The organism is Pseudomonas multiresinivorans (genome assembly GCF_012971725.1).
Classification (GTDB): Bacteria; Pseudomonadota; Gammaproteobacteria; order Pseudomonadales; family Pseudomonadaceae; genus Pseudomonas; species Pseudomonas multiresinivorans.
This window is the reverse complement of record NZ_CP048833.1, coordinates 3,219,745-3,236,363: the sequence shown is the minus strand read 5'-3', so window position 1 is coordinate 3,236,363 and position 16,619 is coordinate 3,219,745. Positions and strand designations below refer to the sequence as shown.

At 59.0% G+C, this 16,619-nt stretch carries 23 protein-coding genes and 1 pseudogene; 16 read left to right on the top strand and 8 right to left on the bottom strand.

The window, feature by feature from the left end:
* Positions 1–38: 38 nt before the first annotated feature.
* The gene (locus G4G71_RS14740; RefSeq protein ID WP_054909405.1) at positions 39–224 is read left to right on the top strand and encodes a hypothetical protein; all 186 of its coding nucleotides are present in this window, start codon (positions 39–41) and stop codon (positions 222–224) included.
* A 6-nt stretch (positions 225–230) separates the two neighbouring features.
* Here the strand turns inward: G4G71_RS14740 and G4G71_RS14735 are convergent, their stop codons facing one another.
* Entirely contained in the window at positions 231–602 is a 372-nt protein-coding gene (locus G4G71_RS14735; protein ID WP_240964929.1) for a hypothetical protein, read from the bottom strand.
* A gap of 444 nt (positions 603–1,046) precedes the next feature.
* On the opposite strand from G4G71_RS14735, the gene G4G71_RS14730 reads away from it, so the two are divergent.
* Positions 1,047–1,760: an endonuclease gene (locus G4G71_RS14730; protein ID WP_169938701.1), complete on the top strand. Its 714-nt coding sequence runs from the start codon at positions 1,047–1,049 to the stop codon at positions 1,758–1,760.
* Positions 1,761–1,848: 88 nt separating this feature from the next.
* Entirely contained in the window at positions 1,849–2,355 is a 507-nt protein-coding gene (locus G4G71_RS14725) for a DUF1993 domain-containing protein (RefSeq protein WP_169938700.1), read from the top strand.
* A 31-nt stretch (positions 2,356–2,386) separates the two neighbouring features.
* Here G4G71_RS14725 and G4G71_RS14720 read toward each other — a convergent pair whose 3' ends face one another.
* A complete protein-coding gene (locus tag G4G71_RS14720; RefSeq protein ID WP_037009888.1) occupies positions 2,387–2,860 on the bottom strand; it encodes an Lrp/AsnC family transcriptional regulator in 474 nt (157 codons plus the stop codon).
* 213 nt (positions 2,861–3,073) lie between these two features.
* Here G4G71_RS14720 and G4G71_RS14715 point away from each other — a divergent pair, with 213 nt between their 5' ends.
* Positions 3,074–3,328 carry a hypothetical protein gene (locus G4G71_RS14715; RefSeq protein WP_064979825.1) on the top strand — a complete coding sequence of 85 codons (255 nt, stop codon included), beginning with the start codon at positions 3,074–3,076 and terminating at the stop codon, positions 3,326–3,328.
* 98 nt (positions 3,329–3,426) lie between these two features.
* Entirely contained in the window at positions 3,427–4,425 is a 999-nt protein-coding gene (locus tag G4G71_RS14710) for a bile acid:sodium symporter family protein (protein ID WP_065085207.1), read from the top strand.
* Between the two features lie 63 nt (positions 4,426–4,488).
* Here G4G71_RS14710 and gorA read toward each other — a convergent pair whose 3' ends face one another.
* The gene (gene gorA, locus G4G71_RS14705; protein ID WP_169938698.1) at positions 4,489–5,847 is read right to left on the bottom strand and encodes a glutathione-disulfide reductase; all 1,359 of its coding nucleotides are present in this window, start codon (positions 5,845–5,847) and stop codon (positions 4,489–4,491) included.
* Positions 5,848–5,935: 88 nt separating this feature from the next.
* Between gorA and G4G71_RS14700 the strand changes: the two genes are divergently transcribed.
* A complete protein-coding gene (locus G4G71_RS14700; RefSeq protein WP_169938696.1) occupies positions 5,936–6,367 on the top strand; it encodes a VOC family protein in 432 nt (143 codons plus the stop codon).
* 66 nt (positions 6,368–6,433) lie between these two features.
* On the opposite strand, the gene galU is transcribed toward G4G71_RS14700, so the two are convergent.
* Both galU and G4G71_RS14690 read right to left on the bottom strand, forming a co-directional pair.
* Positions 6,434–7,273 (bottom strand): UTP--glucose-1-phosphate uridylyltransferase GalU, encoded by an 840-nt coding sequence (galU, locus tag G4G71_RS14695; protein WP_024767166.1) that lies wholly within the window; start codon positions 7,271–7,273, stop codon positions 6,434–6,436.
* A 203-nt stretch (positions 7,274–7,476) separates the two neighbouring features.
* Entirely contained in the window at positions 7,477–7,848 is a 372-nt protein-coding gene (locus G4G71_RS14690; protein ID WP_169938694.1) for a LexA family protein, read from the bottom strand.
* Positions 7,849–8,003: 155 nt separating this feature from the next.
* Between G4G71_RS14690 and G4G71_RS14685 the strand changes: the two genes are divergently transcribed.
* The 5 genes from G4G71_RS14685 (at position 8,004) to G4G71_RS30055 (ending at position 10,296) form a co-directional block, all read left to right on the top strand.
* Positions 8,004–8,168 (top strand): hypothetical protein, encoded by a 165-nt coding sequence (locus tag G4G71_RS14685; protein WP_169938691.1) that lies wholly within the window; start codon positions 8,004–8,006, stop codon positions 8,166–8,168.
* 177 nt (positions 8,169–8,345) lie between these two features.
* A complete protein-coding gene (locus G4G71_RS14680; protein WP_169938689.1) occupies positions 8,346–8,711 on the top strand; it encodes a DUF3509 domain-containing protein in 366 nt (121 codons plus the stop codon).
* A 392-nt stretch (positions 8,712–9,103) separates the two neighbouring features.
* Positions 9,104–9,622 carry a hypothetical protein gene (locus tag G4G71_RS14675; protein WP_169938687.1) on the top strand — a complete coding sequence of 173 codons (519 nt, stop codon included), beginning with the start codon at positions 9,104–9,106 and terminating at the stop codon, positions 9,620–9,622.
* A gap of 39 nt (positions 9,623–9,661) precedes the next feature.
* Complete coding sequence (locus G4G71_RS14670; protein ID WP_277352234.1) at positions 9,662–10,081, top strand: SOS response-associated peptidase; 420 nt, start codon at positions 9,662–9,664, stop codon at positions 10,079–10,081.
* Positions 10,006–10,296 (top strand): SOS response-associated peptidase, encoded by a 291-nt coding sequence (locus tag G4G71_RS30055; RefSeq protein ID WP_277352233.1) that lies wholly within the window; start codon positions 10,006–10,008, stop codon positions 10,294–10,296. Before G4G71_RS14670 ends, G4G71_RS30055 begins: the two co-directional genes overlap by 76 nt.
* A 336-nt stretch (positions 10,297–10,632) precedes the next feature.
* On the opposite strand, the gene G4G71_RS14665 is transcribed toward G4G71_RS30055, so the two are convergent.
* From G4G71_RS14665 to G4G71_RS14650, 3 genes and pseudogenes are all read right to left on the bottom strand, one after another.
* Positions 10,633–11,049: a hypothetical protein gene (locus tag G4G71_RS14665; protein WP_169938685.1), complete on the bottom strand. Its 417-nt coding sequence runs from the start codon at positions 11,047–11,049 to the stop codon at positions 10,633–10,635.
* 98 nt (positions 11,050–11,147) lie between these two features.
* A pseudogene (locus tag G4G71_RS29950) lies at positions 11,148–11,669 on the bottom strand (DUF2514 family protein).
* A complete protein-coding gene (locus tag G4G71_RS14650) occupies positions 11,666–12,109 on the bottom strand; it encodes a structural protein P5 (RefSeq protein WP_169938681.1) in 444 nt (147 codons plus the stop codon). Before G4G71_RS14650 ends, G4G71_RS29950 begins: the two are co-directional and overlap by 4 nt.
* Positions 12,110–12,263: 154 nt before the next feature.
* On the opposite strand from G4G71_RS14650, the gene G4G71_RS14645 reads away from it, so the two are divergent.
* The 5 genes from G4G71_RS14645 (at position 12,264) to G4G71_RS14625 (ending at position 16,513) form a co-directional block, all read left to right on the top strand.
* The gene (locus G4G71_RS14645) at positions 12,264–13,376 is read left to right on the top strand and encodes an acyltransferase family protein (protein ID WP_169938679.1); all 1,113 of its coding nucleotides are present in this window, start codon (positions 12,264–12,266) and stop codon (positions 13,374–13,376) included.
* 17 nt (positions 13,377–13,393) lie between these two features.
* Entirely contained in the window at positions 13,394–14,137 is a 744-nt protein-coding gene (locus tag G4G71_RS14640; protein WP_169938677.1) for an SGNH/GDSL hydrolase family protein, read from the top strand.
* A gap of 410 nt (positions 14,138–14,547) precedes the next feature.
* Complete coding sequence (locus tag G4G71_RS14635; protein ID WP_169938675.1) at positions 14,548–15,306, top strand: ERF family protein; 759 nt, start codon at positions 14,548–14,550, stop codon at positions 15,304–15,306.
* Entirely contained in the window at positions 15,303–16,070 is a 768-nt protein-coding gene (locus G4G71_RS14630; RefSeq protein ID WP_169938673.1) for a lambda exonuclease family protein, read from the top strand. The genes G4G71_RS14635 and G4G71_RS14630 overlap by 4 nt, the downstream gene beginning before the upstream one ends.
* Positions 16,067–16,513: a hypothetical protein gene (locus G4G71_RS14625; RefSeq protein ID WP_169938671.1), complete on the top strand. Its 447-nt coding sequence runs from the start codon at positions 16,067–16,069 to the stop codon at positions 16,511–16,513. The genes G4G71_RS14630 and G4G71_RS14625 overlap by 4 nt, the downstream gene beginning before the upstream one ends.
* Positions 16,514–16,619: the final 106 nt, after the last annotated feature.

The following is a 16,619-nucleotide window of genomic DNA, read 5'->3' as shown; positions in this document are numbered from 1 at the left end:
CATGCACTTTTCACGCTTGCCGAATCAAGGACGATTCCATGAGCGACTCCTCCTCCGACGACAGCTGGCTCTGGGCCTACCGCAAACTCCGTAGCTGGGATGTGGGCCGGGTCAGTTCGGCGTTTCTCGCCACACTCTTCCATTGGCGCGGCGATACCGGGCTGTTCTACAGCCACGGCGGCCTGCGCAAATCCCGCCTGACGCGCGACGACCTGGTCGACTGACCCGGCTCACTGTTGCTGATAATTGCCGTTACCTCGCGGATAGACCGCGCCATTGGGGTATTCGATGCTCTGTCGGATGCCGCCGCTGCCCTGGTCGATGATGACCGTGTTCGAACGCGTCTCGCCGTAGCCACTGGGCACCCGCGCGCCACCATAGCTGTCATTGCGTTGCCAGCTGGACGAACTGCCTACGCTACCGCTTGCCCCAGGGCTGACATAGATGCGCTGGATCACCGGCGGCGACTGCTGCCATTGCGGCTGGTTCTGATAGCGCGGCGCACTTTGCGATTGCGCCTCCTGCCCGGTGAACTTCTGCGCGAAGGCTGGCATCGCCAATACGAGGCAGGCGATGGCCGCCAGGGTTCTGCGCTCAATCATGACGATCTCCCGGATGACGGAAAGGCTCAGCTTACCAAGCCTTGCGCATCCCGTGCAGACCGCGCGGGAAGATAGTACCAATATCTATATATCAATGACTTACACACCAATATTAATGTTGAAACTCTAATACCCGCCCCACAAGATGCACGACAGGTGCGGCCGCCATTCGCAGCAGGGAAAAACTCATCAAAACATCGTGATAGCGCTTGTCTTTAAAGTGATTTATAGAAATAAATTCACTTCAAAATCATAGACTTATGAAAACTTTATGAAGCAGATTGAAAGGAGTTGAAGCTGTATCGCGAAGCGTTCCCAGCCGCCGTAAGCCCTGCGCACCACGCCATGGCATTCTCGTCACGCCACAGCCTTGCCATTCCATTGCCACGATTGGCAATTCTTTCTCAATCAGTAAGATGCAGCGACTTTCGTAAGGAATGCCTCATGTTCGGACGCTGCCTGGCCCTGCTGCTGATCCTCGCTGTTCCCACCGTTGCCTCTGCCGCCGCCCCGCGCACCTTCGAAGAAGCCAAGAAGGTCGGACGCAAGCTGTACGCCCGCCAATCGGTGGAGTTCTATTGCGGCTGCCGCTACAACGGCACCAAGGTCGACCTGAAGAGCTGCGGCTACACCCCGCGCAAGAATGCCAACCGCGCCTCGCGCATCGAGTGGGAGCACATTGTTCCTGCCTGGGTGATCGGCCACCAGCGCCAATGCTGGCAGAACGGCGGGCGCAAGAACTGTTCGCGCAATGACCGGGTGTACCAGAAGGCCGAGGCCGACCTGCACAACCTGGTGCCGAGCATCGGCGAGGTGAACGGCGACCGCGCCAACTACAGCTTCGGCTGGCTGCAGCAAAAGCCCTCGCAGTACGGCGCCTGTCCGATGGTGGTCGACTTCAAGGCACGCAAGGCCATGCCCCGCCCGCAGATTCGCGGCATGATCGCCCGCACCTACTTCTATATGAGCGACCGCTACGGCCTGAAGCTCTCCAACCAGGACCGCCAGCTGTTCACCGCCTGGAGCAAGCAGTACCCGGTGGAAACCTGGGAGCGCCAGCGCAACCAGATGGTTGGCTGCGTAATGGGCTGGGGCAATCCCTATGTCGGCCCGATCGAAAGCGATCGCTGTCCGGCGCCGAAAGTGGCCAGGCGCTGAAGCCTGGCGACAGCCGCAGATACCCGCAGTAGACTCCGACGGCCGTCCACCGTGACGAGCCCACCTTTATCTGTCTGGAGTACGCAGCATGTCCCTCTCGATCTACCAGGCTTCCGTTCCCGTCTTCATCCGCATGCTCGGCAATCTCTCGGCGATTCTCGCCAAGGCCGCCGCCCATGCCGAAGCCAAATCCATCGATCCTTCCGTCCTGATCAACGCCCGTCTCGCCCCGGACATGTTCGCCCTAGGGCGCCAGGTGCAGATAGCCTCCGACTCCGCCAAGGGCGCCGGTGCGCGCCTGGCCGGTGTCGAGGTTCCGAGCTTCGCCGATGACGAAACCACCTTCGCAGAGCTGCAGGCACGCATCGCGAAGACCATCGACTTCCTCAAGACCCTGAAGCCCGAGCAGTTCGAAGGCGCCGAAAGTCGCACCATCGAGCTGAAGCTGCGTACCCGCGAAGTCAGCTTCAAGGGCTCGGACTTCCTGCTCGGATTCGTCAACCCGAACTTCTATTTCCACATCACCACGGCCTACGACATCCTCCGCCACAACGGCGTGGAAGTCGGCAAGATGGACTATCTCGGCGGCGTCTGACCGCCCTGAGCGCCGGCACCCCGGCGCCTTTTCAGCCCCGCGGCAGGGGCAACGTGGTGGTGGACTTGATCTCCGAGAGCGCCACGATGGAGTTGATCTCCTGCACGCCCGGCACCTGGGACAGGCGCTCGAAGAAGAAGCGCTCGTAAGCCTCCACATCCTCCGTCACGATGCGCAGCATGAAGTCGACCGCGCCCATCAGGACGTGGCACTCCAGCACCTCGGGGAACTCCTGCATGGCCTGCGCAAAATCCGTCAGGTGATTGCGCCCATGGGCGTTGAGCTTCACCTGGGCAAATATCTGGGTATTCAGGCCGATCTTCTTGCGATCCAGCAGAGTCACCTGCTTGCGGATCACACCCTCGTCCTTCAGTCGCTGAATTCGACGCCAGCACGGCGATTGCGACAGGCCGATGCGCTCAGCGATCTCGGCCGTCGAAAGCGTTGCCTCCTCCTGCAGTAACTCGAGGATCCTGCGGTCTTGGGCATCCAGCGATATGGGCATATACAAATCTCAAATATCGACAATAAAGACTTATTAATGCACAAATAAGTCACCCATTGCAGAAATCAGGCAAATAATTCCTCCGGCGCGCCCGCAGAATACCCGTCACCTCCCCTGCATCGGCCAGCCGCCATGACGCTCCCCGCACTTCATCTCGTCGAACTCCCCCAACTCCCACAAGACCGCCCCGTCCCCACCGAAGTGGCCGCCGACGTGCGCTACCTGATTCGCGCCGAGATCGATGCCGACATTCTCTGTCGCCTACTGAACCAGTTTGCACTGCAGGGCCACGTGCCGGCCGAGGTGGAATCCTCCCGCCGGGAGGACTGGCTGGATATCGCCCTGCGCGTGAACACGCTGCCGCGCTATCGCGCCGAGGTGATCGCCCAGCGCATGCGCGGGATGGTCAGCGTGTGCTCGGTGGACCTGCATGTGCAGGGAGCAGAAACTGTCCTTTCAGCGACATAAGCTGACGTTCTGGCGTTAGCCGGCACATCCTCGCAGGCTTAGAGTGCGAACCTGACCCTCGCGGTCTTTCACACACAACAACGATGAGAGATGTGCCCATGGCTCGCCCACGCCTGCTCCCCGACAACTTCACCCTGGCGCTGATCGCCACCGTGACCGTTGCCAGCCTGCTGCCCTGCGAAGGCACCGCTGCCGTGATTTTCGGCTGGATCACCAACCTGGGCATCGCGCTGCTGTTCTTCCTTCACGGTGCCAAGCTGTCGCGCCAGGCGATCATCGCCGGGGCCACCCACTGGCGGCTGCACCTGCTGATATTCTCCTGCACCTTCATCCTCTTTCCCCTGCTCGGCCTGGCGCTCAAGCCCGCACTGTCGCCCCTAGTAACCCCGGACCTTTACCTGGGCATGCTGTATCTCTGCGCCCTGCCCGCCACCGTGCAATCGGCTATCGCCTTCACGTCGCTGGCACGGGGCAACATCCCGGCGGCCATCTGCAGCGCATCGGCCTCCAGCCTGCTGGGCGTTTTCGTCACGCCGCTGCTCGTGCAGCTGCTGATCGGCGCCCATGGCGATACCGGAATGTCGACGCTGGACGCCATCGGCAAGATCACCCTGCAACTGCTGGTGCCCTTCATTGCCGGCCAACTGCTGCGCCCGTGGATCGGCGCCTGGGTGGAGCGGCACAAGCCGGTCCTGCGCTACGTGGACCAGGGCTCGATCCTGCTGGTGGTCTACACCGCTTTCAGCGCCGCCGTCATTCAGGGCCTGTGGCACCAGGTTCCGCTTCCGGCGCTGGCCGGCCTGGTCGTGGCCTGCTGCGTGCTGCTCGCACTGGCACTGGTCGCCACCAACCTGCTGGGGCGCTGGCTGGGCTTCTCCCTGGAAGACAGGATCACCATCATCTTCTGCGGCTCGAAGAAGAGCCTGGCCACCGGCGTCCCCATGGCCTCGGTGCTGTTCGCCAGCAGCACCGTCGGCGTGATCCTGCTGCCACTGATGCTGTTCCACCAGATCCAGCTGATGGTCTGCGCCGTGCTCGCCCAGCGCTACTCCCAGCGCCAGGAAGACGGCCACGCACCGCTGGAACGCGCCAACTGACGGCGCCCCGCCCACAAAAAAGCCGGTGCAGATGCACCGGCTTTTTCATTTCCGACAGTGCCGTCAGGCACCGACCGGAGTACGCAGCGTCACGAACTCTTCCGCCGCGGTCGGGTGAATGCCGATGGTTTCATCGAACACCCGCTTGGTTGCCCCGGCCTTGAGCGCAATGGCGATGCCCTGGAGGATTTCTCCGGCTTCCGGGCCGACCATATGGCAACCCAGCACCTTATCGGTGTCGGCATCGACGATCAGCTTCATCAGGGTCCGTTCCTGGCACTCGGTGAGCGTCAGCTTCATCGGGCGGAAACGGCTCTCGAACAGCTTCACCCGGTGTCCGGCGCTGCGCGCTTCATCTTCAGTCAGGCCGACCGTGCCGATGTTGGGCAGGCTGAATACAGCAGTGGGAATGAGCTTGTAGTCCACCGGGCGGTATTCCTCCGGGCGGAACAGCTTGCGCGCCAGCGCCATGCCTTCGGCCAGCGCCACGGGGGTCAATTGCACCCGGCCGATCACATCACCGATGGCATGGATCGACGGCTCGCTGGTGCAATAGGCCTCATCGACCTTGATGTAACCACGATCATCCAGCTCGACCGAGACATTCTCCAGGCCCAGGTTGTCCAGTTGCGGACGGCGGCCGGTTGCGTAGAACACGCAATCCGCCTCCAGCACGCGACCATCCTTGAGCGTCGCAGCCAGGGTACCGTCGGCCTGCTTGTCGATGCGCGCTATGTCGCTGTTGAACTGCAGGTCCAGCCCCTTCCTCGTCAGCTCGTCGCGCAGGTGCTCGCGCACGCTGCGATCGAAGCCACGCAGGAACAAATCCTTGCGATACAGCAGCGAAGTCTGCGCCCCCAGGCCGTGGAAGATGCCGGCAAACTCCACGGCGATGTAACCGCCGCCGACCACCAAAACCCGACGCGGCAGCTCCTTGAGGAAGAAGGCCTCATTGGAAGTGATCGCGTGCTCCTTGCCGGGAATGTCCGGCACTTGCGGCCAGCCACCAGTGGCAATGAGGATGTGCTTGGCGCGGAAACGCTGGCCGTCGACTTCCACGGTATGTGCATCCTGCAGCCTGGCATGCCCCTCCAGCAGCGTGACGCCGCTGTTCACCAGCAGATTGCGGTAGATGCCATTGAGGCGATGGATCTCGCGATTCTTGTTGGCGATCAGGGTCGGCCAGTCGAACTTCGCTTCGCCCAGGGTCCAGCCAAATCCGGCAGCCTGCTCGAAGTCCTCATGGAAATGCGCCCCGTACACCAGCAGCTTCTTCGGCACGCAACCGACGTTGACGCAGGTACCGCCCAGGTAACGGCTTTCCGCCACGGCCACCCTGGCGCCAAAGCCCGCGGCAAAGCGCGCAGCACGCACACCGCCGGAACCCGCACCAATGACGAACAGGTCGAAATCGAAAGACATCATGGATCTCCGCTTGGATATGTCAGGCAGCATACCTCATGGCGCCTGACCTATCCTGCCATCAGCCGCTGCCGAAGGAGGATTCGCCATGCGCCCATCCCTGACCCATCTGGCCCTGCACGTACCTGACCTTGAGGCCTGCATTGCGTTCTACGAGCGCTTCTGCCGCATGCGCATCATCCACCAGCGCGAAGGCAAGGGCTCACGCATTGTCTGGATGGCGGAGCCCGGCAAGGAGCACAGCTTCATCTTCGTCATCATGCCTGGCGGGCAGGCGCGACACCTGGCCAGCGATGACTACAGCCACTTCGGCTTCGCCGTGGACAGCCACGAAGAAGTCGACCGCATCGCCCGGGACGCCGAGTCGGCCGGCTGCCTGATCTGGGCACCCCGGGAAGAACCTTACCCGGTGGGTTATTACTGCGGACTGCGCGACCCGGCGGGCAACTACGTCGAGTTCAGTTATGGGCAGCCGCTCGGGCCGGGATCGGAGGCCATGCCAATCCCGCGCTCGATGTGATGCCCGGCTGCACAAACGAAAAAGCCACCCGAAGGTGGCTTTTTCAAAGAGCGGAAAAGTCCGGAATTACCAGGCCTTGCCAGTCTTGTAGAGGTGCTCGTAGCAGAAGTTGGTCGCCTCGATGTAACCCTCGGCGCTGCCGCAGTCGAAGCGCTTGCCCTTGAATTTGTAGGCCAGTACGCAACCGTCCTGGGCCTGCTTCATCAGAGCGTCGGTGATCTGGATTTCACCGCCCTTGCCCGGCTCGGTCTGCTCGATCAGGTCGAAGATATCCGGAGTCAGGATATAGCGGCCGATGATCGCCAGGTTCGACGGGGCATCTTCAGGCTTGGGCTTCTCGACCATGGTGTTCACGCGGTAGATGTCGTCGCGGATCATCTCGCCGGCGATCACGCCGTACTTGTTGGTCTCTTCCGGCGGCACTTCCTGGATTGCCACGATGGAGCAGCGGAACTGGTTGTACAGCTTGACCATCTGCTTGAGGACACTGTCGCCTTCCAGGTTCAGGCACAGGTCGTCCGCCAGCACGACAGCGAAGGGCTCGTCGCCGATCAGCGGGCGACCGGTCAGGATCGCATGGCCCAGGCCCTTCATTTCGACCTGACGGGTGTAGGAGAAAGTGCACTCGTCGATCAGGCGACGAATACCGACCAGGTACTTTTCCTTGTCGGTGTTGCGAATCTGGTGCTCCAACTCATAACTGATGTCGAAGTGGTCTTCGAGCGAGCGCTTGCCGCGGCCAGTGACGATACCAATTTCGCCGAGACCGGCTTCCAGCGCCTCTTCAACGGCATACTGGATCAGCGGCTTGTTCACCACCGGCAGCATTTCCTTGGGCATGGCCTTGGTGGCCGGGAGGAAGCGGGTACCGTAGCCGGCGGCCGGGAACAGACATTTCTTGATCATGGGAGTCCTTCGAGAGGGACAGGGGTGCGAGTTGCGCGCAGTCTAATCAGGCTGCGTCCGCCTTACAATGCCCCGGATTGCAAGCTGCACGACACTTCCGCGCAGTTGAAACCGATGGCACGCGCATCTGACCACCGGATTGCCGATTTAGTTCTCGAACTTACTGGCAAATGGTCAGCATCCCGGTCCTGCCCGCACCCTCTCTACGCTCGGGTTCCGTGCGCCACTTCGCTCCCGCAAAGCCGCTGACGCACCACGCCCCAGATCGAAAGCTCATCCCCCTCCTCGACCTTCAAGGTGGGAAAGCCATCGCTCGCTGCCTGCAGCGCGAAACAGCCATCGATGATGGCGAGCCGGCGAATCAGCGCCTCACCGTTCAGTGCCGCCACCACGATTTCACCCGGCGCCGCCAGTTCGGAACGGTCGACCAGCAACAGGTCGCTGTCGTGAATGCCCGCCTGCGTCATCTCTTCGCCACACGCACGGACTATGTAGGTATGCAGAAGCACTGCGGTGGCCGCTGCGCCTGCGCCCGACCGCATCACATCTTGGACTTCCAGAATGGCTTGTTGCATGACCTTTCTCCGAATACTGTATACACATACAGATATCAGATACCTGCCAGCCCGGCAAGCCATTGAACGGAACCTACACAGAGATTGCCGCTCAACCGAAAGGACAGTACGCCCTTGGCGGTGGACTACCCTTAGGGAGGGGTGAGGATATCAAGATGAATCCAGGCACGTTCGTCACACTCATGATTCTCGGCTGGGTCCTGCTGGCACTGGTTACGCTGTGGGCCATCCTGCGCGTACCCATGCGCCGCGCCCGCATGCAGAAGTTCAAGCACAAGGCAAAAAACGCTTCACCCAGGCGCCACCTCCTCCCGCACTAGAATCGCCATCGTGCAAAATGCCATTGCATTCGCGCCATACCTTGCAGGCTGCATGGAAGGCGAAGCAAAGATTATTTTTAAATTATTGATTTAAAAGGATTTTTATTTTATCCAAGATTGGTACGCACCCTGCAATGAAAGGGATAAACCCGCCCACACATTGCCGAGGACGACGCCATGCCAATCGACCGCCTGCCTGCCGCCCAATATCTCTGCCAGGTCTTTTCCGATTTCGAAGTGAGTTTCACCGCTCGACCGGACGGCAACCTGATCATGACGCTGAGCAAGGAAGCGGGAGAACACATCGCCTGTCGGGTGGTGCGACTGGAAGAGCAACGCAACGAAGAGCTACTGACCAGCTTGGTAGGCCGCATCCGCCGCGATCTGGCAACCGAATACGGCCCCCTGCAGCAGCACGACGCCGATCACTTCAAGGAAGAAGTGCCGCTGCAGAGTTTTTATGAGGCCAGCGGGCCTCTGCGCCAACGCCGAATCGTCAAGGCCGGCGCAAAGCTGCGCTCGATGGCGCATATCGGCGCCTGAATCCCTGAATCGTTGAAAATGAAAAACCCGGCCTAGGCCGGTTTTTTCATGTATGGCGCTCGCCTCGATTCAGACATGCAAACTGCAATGATTCGGGGGAGATGGGAAATGGTGCCCGGAGCCGGAATCGAACCGGCACGCCCAAAGGGCGAGAGATTTTAAGTCACTCGCCCTTCCTTTATATATGAAGAGCTTACGCATCTTTCCGGTCCGCAGCCGAATTCCCAAGGCTCCCTTCTGAGCCACGGGTGGCAAGGGGGTAAATTTCATTGCGGACCGAAATTCTCCCGTCTCTCCCCGTCCTGGGCACCCTCTTTACCCTCTCGTCGTCTCACCTTGAAACTGTATATCCATACAGTACCCTTCACCTCCCCTGACTCGGGAGGCGGAACATGTATTACACCGAACACGAAAATGAGCGGCGCCTGCTGAAGTCGCGATGGGAGACTGCGCTACGCGACCGCGTCGCTTTCCTCTACCGAACTGACGAGCACTACCACTATCTGCTGGCTCAGGCGGACGAGGCCTACCAGCTCGGACTGATCTGCCTGACGGAGCGGCAGGAGATGGTCACCCGCGCGCTCGGCGCCTACTCCTGGAACGTCGAGCACAAGATCACCCGGGAAACCCACTGGTGCCTGGGCTGCTACTACCATGTCCTGATCGGTGGCAAGGTGGTTGGCTCGATCGGGATCGAAGGGCACTACCAAGACCTGCAGAGGAACCTCCTCGGCAACATCCACGACGGGCGGCCGCCGAAGCTGTACCTGCGCGTAGGCCAGTTCGACCGTGAGTATGCCGGTGACTCCGAGGGCCTGCGGATAATGTGCGATGGCCAGGAGCTGTTCGAATTGCGGGAATTGATTCCCGCCGGCGCCGGCGACAAGCGCTGGCCGTACTCGGGAGGTTGAGGGATGTGCGGACGGTACGTGACGCCAGAGGAAGCGGCCATGGAGCGCTACTGGCATATCGGGCGGGGGAACTCCGGGCGCTGGATTGATCGCGCGTACAACGTCGCGCCGACCAGTCAAGTGCCGATGGTGCTCCTGAACGAGGCGGGAGAACAGGAAGTGGTGGCCGCCCGCTGGGGGCTGATCCCGTTCTGGTGGAAGAAGGACAAGCTGCCGGCGCTGACCTTCAACGCGCGGAGCGAGGAAGCGGCGACGAAGCCGATGTGGCGGGACGCGATCCGGCACAAGCGGTGCCTGATGCCGGCGGCGGGTTGGTATGAGTGGAACGAGAAGGAGCCGGTCAAGAACAGCGCCGGCCGCGCCATCACGCCATCGACGGCGACGTGCTGGCGATTGCCGGGATCTGGTCGACCTGGTCACCACCGGAAGGCGAGCCGATCACCTCCTGCGCGCTACTGACGAAGGAGGCCGAGGGCCTAGTTTCAGCCATCCACCACCGGATGCCGGTGATCCTATCGCCCCAGCAGTGGAAGACCTGGCTCTCGCCAGACACCTCGCTGGACCTGGCGTACGACACCATCGCCCTGGCCCGGCAGGACTTCGAGGCCTACCGCATATCAACGGACGTCGGCAGCGTCAGGAACCAGGGCGCGCAACTGATCGAGCCGATCTAGAGGTAGTGCGCCACACCCTTTCCGATCGGTTTCCACTCTTCCTGATGAGAGTTCGGCGACAGCATGGCGAAGAGTTCCACCTCCTGTCCTTCCTTCGGCTTGGCCGGTAGCAGTGCTGCATGACGGCCAGCCTGGAGCTTCGGGAACATCTCGGAGTTGGCGGCGACGGGAACAGTTCTGCTACGCCAGACGCTCCCCACAGATAACCCTGCATCCTGCCACCATGCGAAAACGCGCAGCCTTTCCCCCTCAAAATCCTTGCTGAGAACAGATCTTTAAGTGGAAGTGAATACGCTTATACCGTTGAAAAGCGAACTCTATAAGCGTTCGGATTAGTCAGTCTCCGCTATCACTTTCACTATCTTCTTCATGAAGGTAAAAATTCACGAAACGCATGTGATTAGAGATTGCCTTGATAGGTGAAAATGTCGCCGAACTGATATATCTATTCACACCACCAAATGTATCTTCATAAAGAGACTTTGCCGACAGGTCGAGCTTTAGACTTTTATCACGACCAGGAACCTGAGTTCCTGACGTGCTACCTTGATCACCACCATTCGCCTGCATCCACACCCCGAGTGCTGCCCAATATCTGGCGAACGCCCTATTCATTCTAATTGCCCCTAGCGTTTCGCGAACATCGTTTTCAGTTGATCCCTGACGTAGCAACTCCAGTTCATCCTGATTTATGAGGCCACTGGAAACCATAAGAGCGAGCATTGCCTGAGCAAGGTCTTTATCAGTGAACATATGTCAGTCCTTGATAGTTCGAAACTAATCTTCCTTTGAGAATCTGGCAGCTAGCCTTCCTGCCAATCCACAGGATAGTCAACTTCTCGGCGGGCGCGTCAATCGAAATGTCCACTCGACGAAAGCGAAATAAACGCCTTTTCGCAGGCCTGTCCCCTCACTCGGGATTCGTCAGCTGCTTCTGCGTAGACACCCGCCAGGCGGTCAGCTTCTCCAAGCAGCTCGGCCAACACTCTGGAGTGCTGGGCTGCTGCCTGGCCTGCGGCGGCAGTGCAGGAATCGCGGCCGGCTTCAGCTGCAGCAATCCTGTTGGCGTATTAGATGCCTGCGTCCCGCACGCGCTGATTAGCAGCGGCATCAGCATTAGCGCGCACCTGTTCAATGTTTCTCTGCCCATCCTCGATCACCCTGTTGATGGATTGTTGGCGGCGCTGCTCCTCAGTGCGCTCCCGCGCTGCGAATGCTGCTGCAGCCTGCTGGTCCTGCTTCTCGTGTTCATCCCATCTGGACTGCCATGCGGCGTCCAAGCGCGCCCTGCCCTCGTGCCAGCCACCTGCGGCAGCCAGAAACAGCAGCAGCGGACACAGCAGGGGCTTCCAGTTGCTGTCCAACCAGGTCATGCCAGCGCCCTCCGCACACCCTCATCGATCGCCGCGCCCTGGTACGGCACACCGCCGTTCTCGTGCCGGATAATCGCCACCACCAGGCCGCGCAGGGTCTTCGGCAGCCGGACGTCGATCACCTGGTTGGGCTGCACGCCCAGGGCCTTGGCAACTGCGCCTATGTAGGCCTCGGTATCGTTCTCGTTGCCAGGCGCCCAGCGGCTGATAGTCTCGCGCACGGTGTCTATGCCAGGGGCGCCCACCCCAGGCATGCCATCCTTGCCGCGGTAAGCCAGCAGCAACTTGCCTAGGGCGCGGATGCCGTTCTCTGGGGTGTCGAAGCGCGCAAAGCGCGGCTTGGCCACGCCAAGCTCCAGGCCGAGTTGGCCCTGCCAGGCGTTGCGCGGGTTGTAGTCGATGTTCCCTGGGTTGCAGTTGCGGACACCTCGGGTAGTCATGGCTGTTCTCCAGAAACGACAATGCCGACCCGGAGGTCGGCGTTGGAGTAGATGCGCAGCAACTGCTGCTGAGCGATGGACATTTGAATATCCTTCATCGCCTCAAGATCGTTAGAATGCACGCCACAATGCCGAGGCGGGAAATGGCTTCCAGATGAGCAATGCGAGACTCAAAGGTCAGTACTCAGGATTTATTCCAGAATATGAAGGCCTGCGTGGAATTCTGGCGATATGGGTTGTGATAGGGCATGTAATGTCCGGACTCCCAATCAGCTTTAATTTTGCAAGCCCAAGCCTATGGAATACAGTTCCAGTTCAGGTATTCATAATACTTAGCGGATTTGTAATCTTTAGCCTCCTCGATAGAGAGCATCAGAACTACAGAAAGTTCCTGACGCAAAGGGCCTTCAGGATCTTCCCGATTTACCTCGTAGCTCTCATCATATCCACTCTGATGCTCCCTATTTCAAGGGAAATACTTCAGCTAGCCCCTACCGCCCCAATGACAGAAGCGCGAATCTCACTTATAGATTCTGCAGAAAAGAATCTCGTATGGAGTTTTTTATCACACGCACTACTAATTCAGGGCTTAGTCCCTGACAGAATTCTGGAGAATTCCGCATACACATTGGTTGGACAAGCATGGAGCGTATCAGTCGAATGGCAGTTCTATTTGCTTGCTCCGGCCGCATACTTCCTTTTGGGACGGACCAAAAGAATCGCCAAGCTCATTGTGCTTTCCGCAGGCTTGATTATCCTGGCCATTACCGGAAGATCCATGGGAGGCGGATACATTGGAAATTATCTACCTTTATTTGCTGTAGGGATAGCCACTTTCTATACTTACAAGTTAAGTTCAGAGAAATGGCCAGCCGCATTAATTCCAGCCTTACTCGCCGCACCAATAACCCCTGAGCACTCGGCCGCTCTAATCATATGGGCCCTTGTTTCTTATTGCGCTCTCTGCAAAAAAACGTCAACAGCACAACAAGCAGCATCCAGCCTTCTACGCAGCAAGCCTGCCGTCTACCTAGGCCAAATATCATACTCAATATATATCTTGCACATGATACTTGTAATTACAGCAATATATGTAGCAAGCAAGATTCACGCACCCACGCCATTCGATGCAGCCATAGCCATCTCGCTATCCGTGACATTAACAATTCTTTTCTCGCATGCAAGCTACAAATACATTGAAAACCCAATGATGCGCACAGGGAAATGGCTGACAAATACAAAGCAAACTGAGGTCGCCACGCAATGACATGTCGAACATATAAGATGGGCATTCAACCAGATCATCAAAGATGGGCAGCGCTAACTATACATCTTCTTACTGCCTGCCTTCTATGCGTGCTTTCCAACCTAGCCATTTCGCAAGAAAGAATCATCATTGTGGAAATGTATGGCGACTCGACTACGCTCGGCGCACAGACAATCAACCAGAAGCTGACAACTACACCGAACAACGAGCCAAACGCCCTCCAAGACCTGCTACAGTCCGAGTTCGGAAAGAGCGTGCTAGTCGTGAATAATGGAGTTGGTGGCACGCAGGCATATCAACTTCTAAGCGGGACAGATGGACGGAATCGCCCCTGGGCTGAACAGATGGCAAAATCACCTGCTGACATTGTCATCTTCAACTATGGACTCAATGATCAGTCCTATAACGCTAACCCTACCCCCGACATGTACCAAGAGACACCAGAAAGTTATGCAATGATCATTGGCTGGCTAATTCAGACTGCGCGCAACAATGGAAAATTAGTTGTTCTGCAAGAGCCAAATCCAACTTGCTATCAGCCTACCATCGGGAATCTAGCTCGATTTGTAACTGCCCTGCGCGGGTCAGCGACAAACATGAATGCACCACTGGTGCCATTCTACGACTACATCCAGACGCTTCCTCACTGGAAGGACTTGTACAGCGACTGCGTCCACCCAAGCGATCAACTCTACGGGATAAAAGCAAAGCAAACGTACACCAGAGTTGCGCCGCTAGTCCGCACTATCGTCAATCGATGACATCTTGAAATGATCCGAATGGGAAGTTCTTAACATACTCTCTCCATTTAGGGTCATTCTGATCAATCTCACCCTGATAAGGCCAAGTCAATTCATCCTGCGCGCAGGCAAAAGACGCAACAACCGTCTTCCCATTCTCTTTCTCGAACGCAACGAAATACCCCATAACGACCTCTCAGAAAGAATAAGAGTAGATATTAATTAGGAACGACAAAGTTCCTGCGGACACCGATGCTCTGTAGAACAGAGTTTGCTGGGTGACTATCTGAAAAACCCCGGCAGCCAGAGCATCTAGCCCCTCCAACCGGTCTGCACGACGGTGACCATCAGCGGGTGCGATCTGGCCGAGTGGCGCCGTAAGCGCCTTCCCTTTCCTTAACCGGCTGCGGCAACCGCGGCGAGGTATATCCATGTCCACAGCAATCGCAGAGCGGCAGGAATCTGCCGTTGTTGTTCAGGCCGAGTCGGCCACCATTCTCCAGGTAATCCAACGCGCCGCTGCCGATCCGCAGTGCGACATCGAGAAGATGGAGCGCCTGCTGGCTATGAAGGAGCGGATGGACGCCAGAGCAGCGGAGGTCGAGTTCAACGATGCTCTTTCCCGCGTCCAGGCGAACATGGGTCGAGTGGCGGCTGATGCCACCAATAACCAGACCCGCAGCGCCTACGCCACCTACGGGAAGTTGGATAAGGCCCTCCGTCCCGTGTACACGGCCGAAGGCTTCTCGTTGTCGTTTGGCACCGAGGAAGCCCCGGAAGGCATGGTCGGCATGATCTGCTTCGTAAGCCACCGTTCCGGCCACACCCGCCAGTATCGAGCGCACGTCCCCTCCGACGGCAAGGGCGCCAAGGGCGGCGACGTGATGACCAAGACCCACGCGTTTGGCTCCGGCACCTCCTACGGGATGCGCTACCTGCTGAAGATGATCTTCAACGTGGCCATCGGCGAGGAAGACGACGACGGCAATGCCGCCGACAACGACGACCTTCGAAATGCCGTGCTGGGCGACCTGGTAGCCAAGGTAAAAGCGGCGAAGACCGGCGCCGAGCTCCAGGGCGTGTGGCAGTCCGGCTTGAAGGTTCTGCAAGCCGCCAAAGATGTGGCTGGGGCAGATGAACTCCGCGCCGCCGTTACCTCACGCAAAGCTGAACTGGAGAAGTCGAAATGATCCTCATCTCATGTGACCAGGGCAGCTCTGAATGGCACCGCGCCCGCGCAGGCGTGATAACCGCCAGCATGTTTGAAGTGGCTCGCTCCAAGGTTGGCTGCCTGACCGACCAGCAGAAGAAGTATGTCGATGCCCTTCTCGCCGGTCGTAGTGAGTTCGACGCTCGCGAGATTGCTGGCTACAAGCATGCCCCGAAGGCTGAAGCGATAACCAAGGTCATGGCCGGCGAGGTCGTCGGTCAACCATCAGAGGTGGCCATGAACTACGCCTTCAGCCTGGCGGTGGAGCGCATTGCTGGCGAGCCCCTGGATGGTGGCTTCGAAACCTGGCAGATGAAGCGCGGCCACGAACTGGAGCCGATGGCCAGAATTGAGCACGAAATCCAGACAGGCCTGATGGTTCAGCGCGCCGGCTTCGTGACTACCGACGATGGCTGTTTCGGCGCCAGTGCTGATGGCCTGATCGGCGAGGACGGGGGCAGCGAGTACAAGTGCTTCCTGGCCCCCGAGAAGCTTCGCGCCTTCCACATCGACAACGACGCCAGCGGGATCATGGACCAGGTGCAAGGCTGCATGTGGATCACGGGCCGCAAGTTCTGGCACGTCGGAATGTACTGCCCTGCCCTTGAGCCCGTCGGCCGTCAGCTCTGGTGGCAGGAGTTCAAGCGCGACGAGGACTACATCGAGGCGCTGGAAGACGACCTGTGGCAGTTCAAGCTGCTGGTCGACCAGTACGAAACCAAGCTCAGGGAGAAGGCAGCATGATCCGCATCGACTACCGCTCCACTCCCCTGGTCGACATCAATCGGGCGGAGATCGCCGGCCGCATCGCTGAGTTTCTGGCCTGCGGCGGGGCGATTCAGGAGATTCCGGACGGCGTGTCGGGCTTCAAGGACTCTCCAACCTTCAATCACGCCCTCTCCAACCCAGAACGCCGGGCCCACGAGAAGAAGCAGTCATGCCAGTTCCGCAGCCATGACATGAGCCTGGCCATCGAAGGCCACAAGAAAGCGGCGCAGCTCACCCGAGTCCAGAAATCTCGGGAACTGCGCCGGATGGCGGCAGAGGGAATGTCGATTCAGGCATCCGCCAAGGCCATGGGCATCTCCTACAACTACGCCCGGCGCATCGCCAACGAAAACCAGATCACGTTCCGCACCCAGACCATCAAGGACGTGGAGGACAAGTTCTGCGGAGAGGCGCCATGAGCAAGCGGAAGGCCAACAACATGCGGGCCAGGGTGCCGCTACCGGCGACCGGCGCACCCATCCAGAGGCCAACTGAGGGGCTGAAGGGTGGAACGCGGCGAAACGC

Coding starts and splice junctions, on each gene's coding strand:
- G4G71_RS14740 (WP_054909405.1), top strand. CDS start 39: ATGAGCGACTCCTCCTCCGACGACAGCTGGCTCTGGGCCTACCGCAAA.
- G4G71_RS14735 (WP_240964929.1), bottom strand. CDS start 602: ATGATTGAGCGCAGAACCCTGGCGGCCATCGCCTGCCTCGTATTGGCG.
- G4G71_RS14730 (WP_169938701.1), top strand. CDS start 1,047: ATGTTCGGACGCTGCCTGGCCCTGCTGCTGATCCTCGCTGTTCCCACC.
- G4G71_RS14725 (WP_169938700.1), top strand. CDS start 1,849: ATGTCCCTCTCGATCTACCAGGCTTCCGTTCCCGTCTTCATCCGCATG.
- G4G71_RS14720 (WP_037009888.1), bottom strand. CDS start 2,860: ATGCCCATATCGCTGGATGCCCAAGACCGCAGGATCCTCGAGTTACTG.
- G4G71_RS14710 (WP_065085207.1), top strand. CDS start 3,427: ATGGCTCGCCCACGCCTGCTCCCCGACAACTTCACCCTGGCGCTGATC.
- gorA (WP_169938698.1), bottom strand. CDS start 5,847: ATGTCTTTCGATTTCGACCTGTTCGTCATTGGTGCGGGTTCCGGCGGT.
- G4G71_RS14700 (WP_169938696.1), top strand. CDS start 5,936: ATGCGCCCATCCCTGACCCATCTGGCCCTGCACGTACCTGACCTTGAG.
- galU (WP_024767166.1), bottom strand. CDS start 7,273: ATGATCAAGAAATGTCTGTTCCCGGCCGCCGGCTACGGTACCCGCTTC.
- G4G71_RS14690 (WP_169938694.1), bottom strand. CDS start 7,848: ATGCAACAAGCCATTCTGGAAGTCCAAGATGTGATGCGGTCGGGCGCA.
- G4G71_RS14685 (WP_169938691.1), top strand. CDS start 8,004: ATGAATCCAGGCACGTTCGTCACACTCATGATTCTCGGCTGGGTCCTG.
- G4G71_RS14680 (WP_169938689.1), top strand. CDS start 8,346: ATGCCAATCGACCGCCTGCCTGCCGCCCAATATCTCTGCCAGGTCTTT.
- G4G71_RS14675 (WP_169938687.1), top strand. CDS start 9,104: ATGTATTACACCGAACACGAAAATGAGCGGCGCCTGCTGAAGTCGCGA.
- G4G71_RS14670 (WP_277352234.1), top strand. CDS start 9,662: ATGGAGCGCTACTGGCATATCGGGCGGGGGAACTCCGGGCGCTGGATT.
- G4G71_RS14665 (WP_169938685.1), bottom strand. CDS start 11,049: ATGTTCACTGATAAAGACCTTGCTCAGGCAATGCTCGCTCTTATGGTT.
- G4G71_RS14650 (WP_169938681.1), bottom strand. CDS start 12,109: ATGACTACCCGAGGTGTCCGCAACTGCAACCCAGGGAACATCGACTAC.
- G4G71_RS14645 (WP_169938679.1), top strand. CDS start 12,264: ATGAGCAATGCGAGACTCAAAGGTCAGTACTCAGGATTTATTCCAGAA.
- G4G71_RS14640 (WP_169938677.1), top strand. CDS start 13,394: ATGGGCATTCAACCAGATCATCAAAGATGGGCAGCGCTAACTATACAT.
- G4G71_RS14635 (WP_169938675.1), top strand. CDS start 14,548: ATGTCCACAGCAATCGCAGAGCGGCAGGAATCTGCCGTTGTTGTTCAG.
- G4G71_RS14630 (WP_169938673.1), top strand. CDS start 15,303: ATGATCCTCATCTCATGTGACCAGGGCAGCTCTGAATGGCACCGCGCC.
- G4G71_RS14625 (WP_169938671.1), top strand. CDS start 16,067: ATGATCCGCATCGACTACCGCTCCACTCCCCTGGTCGACATCAATCGG.